General features: G+C 39.5%; 3 protein-coding genes. All 3 read right to left on the bottom strand.

What is annotated here, in order from left to right; genetic code table 11:
- A partial coding sequence (locus ACY65O_RS05050) for a metal-dependent hydrolase (RefSeq protein ID WP_462219759.1) occupies positions 1 to 329 on the bottom strand: 329 nt, incomplete at its 3' end.
- Between the two features lie 168 nt (positions 330 to 497).
- Positions 498 to 791: a PKD domain-containing protein gene (locus ACY65O_RS05055; RefSeq protein ID WP_462219760.1), complete on the bottom strand. Its 294-nt coding sequence runs from the start codon at positions 789 to 791 to the stop codon at positions 498 to 500.
- A 424-nt stretch (positions 792 to 1,215) separates the two neighbouring features.
- Complete coding sequence (locus tag ACY65O_RS05060) at positions 1,216 to 5,106, bottom strand: T9SS type A sorting domain-containing protein (protein WP_462219761.1); 3,891 nt, start codon at positions 5,104 to 5,106, stop codon at positions 1,216 to 1,218.
- Between the last annotated feature and the right edge of the window lie 315 nt (positions 5,107 to 5,421).

Consider the following 5,421-nt stretch of genomic DNA (forward strand, 5'->3'; position numbering starts at 1 on the left):
TTATTAAATGCATCTAAAAAAATATGGGTTAAAATTGCAGCGCCAAAAAAAAATGTCCAGCGCCTGAAAGAAATATTGTGCGGCCGGTGCCATCGTTCTGCCAGCACAGCCATTAGCACCGAAACAATTACTGCAAACAAAATAGAATGTGTAAATCCACGGTGAGCCAATAAATTACTTGAAGTATCTAACCAAAATGCTGTAATAAAATCTATATCAGGCACACTTTGCGCAAGTACACCCCACAGCATTGCTTTTTTTCCTACAGTTTTTCCTGCAAAGGCTTCACCCATGCAGGCGCCCAGGGCAATATGTGTTAGCGTATCCATTTTTTGTTGCAATAAAGATATTCAATTAGCAGCATCCAAAGCAATTAGCATACAATCTATAATGATAAGAGAAAATTAAATATTCACCATAGTATTAAGCGCTATAAATGCAAACGCAATTGTATTTATTCAATACAAATTAATTGGAGAAAAAGGGGTAGAAATATTTTAATAAGAAGATTTCACAATCGCAGTAGCAGTTACATTTTTAGCCAATGTTTTATTTAGTGGCGGGTTTACAGTTAATACCATAGTATCTCTTGCAGATAGATTTTTACTGTTGGTTACTTTTAATTCAAACAAATATTTACCTGCAACAAGATTAGTAACTTTTGTGGCGGAGGAATTTGGTGATACAATTTTATATTGCGAAGGCCCGGAGATTTTTCTCCATTGGTATTGTAATGGTTTTGATTGAGCATTTGCAAAAACCGGAAACAATAAAAAAAATAAGAATTTCATAACTGTACAATTAAAGTGAAAAAATTACTCAATAGCGGTAAGAATTTCCCCTATTATTTCAATAACAATTTCCCCAAGTTCAATTTTTGCCCTTTTACCAGGTCTATTTCTTTATTTATTCAGGTATCTAACTGCTATCTTAATTAATAGATTTATAAAATCATGCCAATTCACCAAAAAATAAAAGATTTATCATATTTTTTTGTTGGGCATATCATTTTATTTTTTTTATCATAATTATTTAAAGCATGGTTTACTTTGCCCCTTTCTTATTTGGGTTGCAAAATGCCATTACCAAAACAAATTCATCAAACAGCTGTTATGCAGTCCTCAAAAAATATCAATAAAAAACCGGCTGCCATTTTGGACAACCGGTTTTTTTTAAACCTTATTTATTTACAGGTTATAAGATTTTGGTTAATGGTTATTTTTTAACCATCTTAAGCGTGTAGTGCTTATCTCCCTGTGTTACTTCAACAAGATAAATGCCTGCTGTAAACCTATCTCCAAACCGATAGTTACGGTTTGCTGTACCTGCAGTAGCATAAACCTGTTTACCATATACATCTACAACCCTTATTACCACATTTTCTGCATTTTTGCCTGTAACCTGCAGCGTAAAATATTGTTCAGCCGGGTTAGGCCATGCTTTTATGCTAAATGCTTTTGCCTCAACATTTTCAGTTGTGCCCAGCTTTGTAATAATTGGTGCAGTTAAAATACTTGGTGCGGTTGGAGCTGACGAGTTGCGTACTTGTATTTTTCCTCCGTTGAGTGTTTGTGCTAAAGTATTACCCGCAGTCCAGTTGCTGGAGAATAATAAACCTGTACTGCCACTACCGGCTAACTGTACACTTATCCTGTCTAAAGATCCATTGTTTACAGTGGTAGATTCCCATGCCGTCATAGTAAAGGTATATCCACCACCAAGGTCCAGTGTGGTGCCATCAGGATTTAATCTTTTCAAATTAGCTTTTGTACTGATAATCGCTTTTCTGAAAGTAATATTATTTCCTGTTGCAGGATTGCCGTTATTATCTACATTTTGCACCACAAGCGAATTGATGGCATTGCTCTTAATTTGATAATTGTACAATACACCACCTTCCATTTTCCTGTAAATAACATTTGCTTTTCCCTGCAGGTTTTTACCACTGGGGTTCCATTTAAATACAAAGCCAAAATTCATCTTTTTATCTGCTGTGCCTGCGTAAGTGCCAGCAGAGTTTTGCATTACCATATGGCCACCTCCGGTTACAAAATCATTGCCTGGTAAACCTAATGTAATAATAGTTGGTTCATCAGTTATACCGCAGTAATAATTGCTCAAGCCTGTCCACACCTGGTAAACAACCCCGCCTGCGCTGATATCACCCGATGTTAGGGTATAATCAAAACTGGTTGATACAAATCCTTCCTGAATATTACCGGGATTTACCAACCCAACAGGAATGTTGGGTGTTGACAATACAGTTCCTGTTGCAAAACTGGCCCCATCTTTAAATGTTGCCCTGGCATTCCTGATATCGCCTCTGGTATCGGCGCCATCATTCCTGTCGGGTACGTAAGCAGATAATACCACTGTACCTGTATTATTGTTGGGATTAACAGCAAAATACTGCTGACCGTTATTAGTAACATCAGCATCTTCGCAGGTTATGGTAAGGCTGGTTGTGGGATTAGAAACCACAAATCCTGAAGGAAGATCACTGAATACCGCAGTAACAGTGTGTACTCCCGGAGCCATTTGACCATTTGATGGTTGTGTAGGACTTTCAAGTAGTGAACGTTCTGCTGTTGCTGTCCACACGCCTGCAATATTTATTAAAGGAACAGCAGGTAATAATTCCTGTGTGCCAACTTTAAAAGTAACCATTGTTGCAGCAAAAGAATTAATTCCGCAATCGTAAGGATTTAATGTAGCCGTAAAGGTTACCTTATCGCTGTATTGCTGTGTTGCCGGGGCAACAGTTACTGCAGTTGTTGCACCGCTGGTGCATTCAAGTGTAGATAAGGCTAAGGTTGCACAGAAGAAAGTGCCAAAGTCTAAGGCGGCTGCATCGGTAATCCTCAACGTCCAGTTTCCATTTACCTGCACACCCGATTTACCGTTAAAAGCTGCAAGTGATCCTTCTGGTTTAAATGTACCAGCAAAAGGTGCAATACCTGCAGTTATAGATGTTGCAGCATTATCATCAAAAATAGTACGTGCCGCACATGAGGTACCGTAATTATCTCCACCACCACCATTACCCGAAGAAAGATCAATAATTGTTCCATCGGGGCTGATCAATGAAATATTAAGATCAGCGTCAAACGTATGGGTAAGATGCAGAGATAAAGTTACTTTACCCACACTGCCTGCAAAGCCTGCAACAGTGATGGGTATATTGGTTGTTGCAACATCCGGTAATGGTGTGGAGGTATTATTACTGAATGATGATAATGGCCCAACTATACCCGATTGTAAACTGAAATTAAAAGTTCGGATACCGTCACTATAATTTGCGGTAAGGGTTAGCTGCACATTGGTACCACATACAAAAGCAGCAGTAGTACTCACCCTGAATGCGGTGGAGTTAGTTGCTGATCCGCCGGCGGCAATGTCAGGATAAGCAGAGCTTCCCTGTGTTATTACAACCCCCGGTGTGCTGGTAGTAAGAGTGCCAGAAATACCTGTAGCCGCTGCGCCGCCAACATTACTGATGGTTACATTAACTTCGTTGCATTCGTTAATATCAATAACACCATTGCCATTACCACCACTTAAGGCTGCCGAAGTAAATATCAGAGAAGAAACCGGCGGAGCACCAGTAAAGGGTATGCTTGCAAAATATACATTCGGATCTTTTCTTCCTGCACCTCCGGGTAAATCATCACGGTTATCCGACCAAATTACAGAAAATCCTGTAGCAGTACCCACCGCCTGGTTATAATCTCCCATGTAAGTGGCATTTATTACAGCGTCTCTTCCAAATTCCGGAAGGGAAGCTACATCGCTGATGGGGGAACTGGTACCAAATGTAACTACGGCGCCGGAAATACTTGCCGTACGGCCATAGTATTTAAATAAATTATTTGCCCCCGGATCTTCCTGACGGCTGTAATAAAATATACCCAGGTTTAAACCGTCGGGTGTAACGGCAATGGTTGGCTGCCATTGATCTGTTGTAGTAGCATCATCATTTACCCTGGCAGCTGCACTCCAAGTTGCACCACCATTAGACGAAGAAACAAAAAATATATCTGCCTTATCTGACCCTGCAGGATTATTGGCGAAAGTTACATACACATGCCCGCTAACCGGGTTAACTGCAGCATGCGGAAACTCACTGCTACGAAAGGCGTTGAATGTTGCAGTACCCTGCCTCATTCCGGTTAAAGCTAAATCGCCATTAACCCCGCCAACAAGGCCAGCTGCAACTGTTACGGCTGCCCCAAAAGTAGCTCCCTGATCGGTTGATTTACGCATTTGAATGGTTGCACCTGCATACCAGAATGCATAAATAGAATGATCGGGTCCTACTTCAATAAAGGCACCTTGTGAATTTGCAACAATTAGTGTTCCTCCATTAGGTGTAAAAGTGGAACCGTTGTCTGTTGATCGAAAAAAGTAAATACCCTGGGTACCAGCAAAACGGCGGGATAATAGATATACATTACCGTTTCCGCCGCCTGCAAAATTATCTACCGTAAGCCATTGCTTATCTTCGGTTGTACCACCCGGTGTGGCATTTACCGGGGCTTGCCAGGTAACAGCGTTATCATCCGATCTAAACATTTGTATGGTACTGGGACTATTAAATCCAAGGGTGGATAAATAAATTCTGCCTGTTGTATTATTTCTGGCTAATACCGGATCTCCAGCATCGCCAATGGCACTGTTAGGTAATGATCCCCCATCTGTAAAAGTTTCACCACCATCATTGGAATAGGACCATCCGGTAAAATGATTGGTTCCCGGTTGAAAAGAACCGGCATCATTAAAGCTGGAAACAACAGTATTACCAAAAGCCAGCATACTGGTTTCGCTTTGTGTAAACCGTGAGGTGGTAGCGGCACCGACGTTGTTATTGATTAGTACATTGGCAGCAGCAACAGTTGGAGCAGCGATACCCCTGTCTTTATTCGTAATTACAGGAGTTGCTGCATTCAGTTTTTGCAATTTCGCCTGCTGTTCAGGTGTTAATCTTACTGCAGATTCTTTGGGGTTTTCTACTACTGGCAATGGCTCAAATTGCTGAGCAGTTGCAAAACCTGTTAGTAGGATTAACACAAAAGAAAATAGAATTTTTTTTATGAAATGTTTTGTCATAATATAAAGTTTAAAGTTTAAAAATTTGAAAAAAGTAATTTTATTTGTTATCCCGAATTAAAGTAAATAAATGAAAATACCTTTTTAGAAAAGGAGATGGCTTTTTGCATAAATAATTTTGCAGCAGCATGCATTAATAACAACAGTAAATCTGCTATATCAATTGGAGGTATAATTAAAGCCCGTGGCAATAGTATATTATTATGCATAATAATACAGGTTAAAAAATAATCAATCTTTTAAATGATCAACCAGTTCTGTATTTATATGATATCGAATTTTAAAAAAATTTACTTTTCGTAATCACTACATCAG

Source organism: Ferruginibacter sp., from assembly GCF_031430955.1.
Classification (GTDB): domain Bacteria; phylum Bacteroidota; class Bacteroidia; order Chitinophagales; family Chitinophagaceae; genus Ferruginibacter.

Coding starts and splice junctions, on each gene's coding strand:
- ACY65O_RS05055 (WP_462219760.1), bottom strand. CDS start 791: ATGAAATTCTTATTTTTTTTATTGTTTCCGGTTTTTGCAAATGCTCAA.
- ACY65O_RS05060 (WP_462219761.1), bottom strand. CDS start 5,106: ATGACAAAACATTTCATAAAAAAAATTCTATTTTCTTTTGTGTTAATC.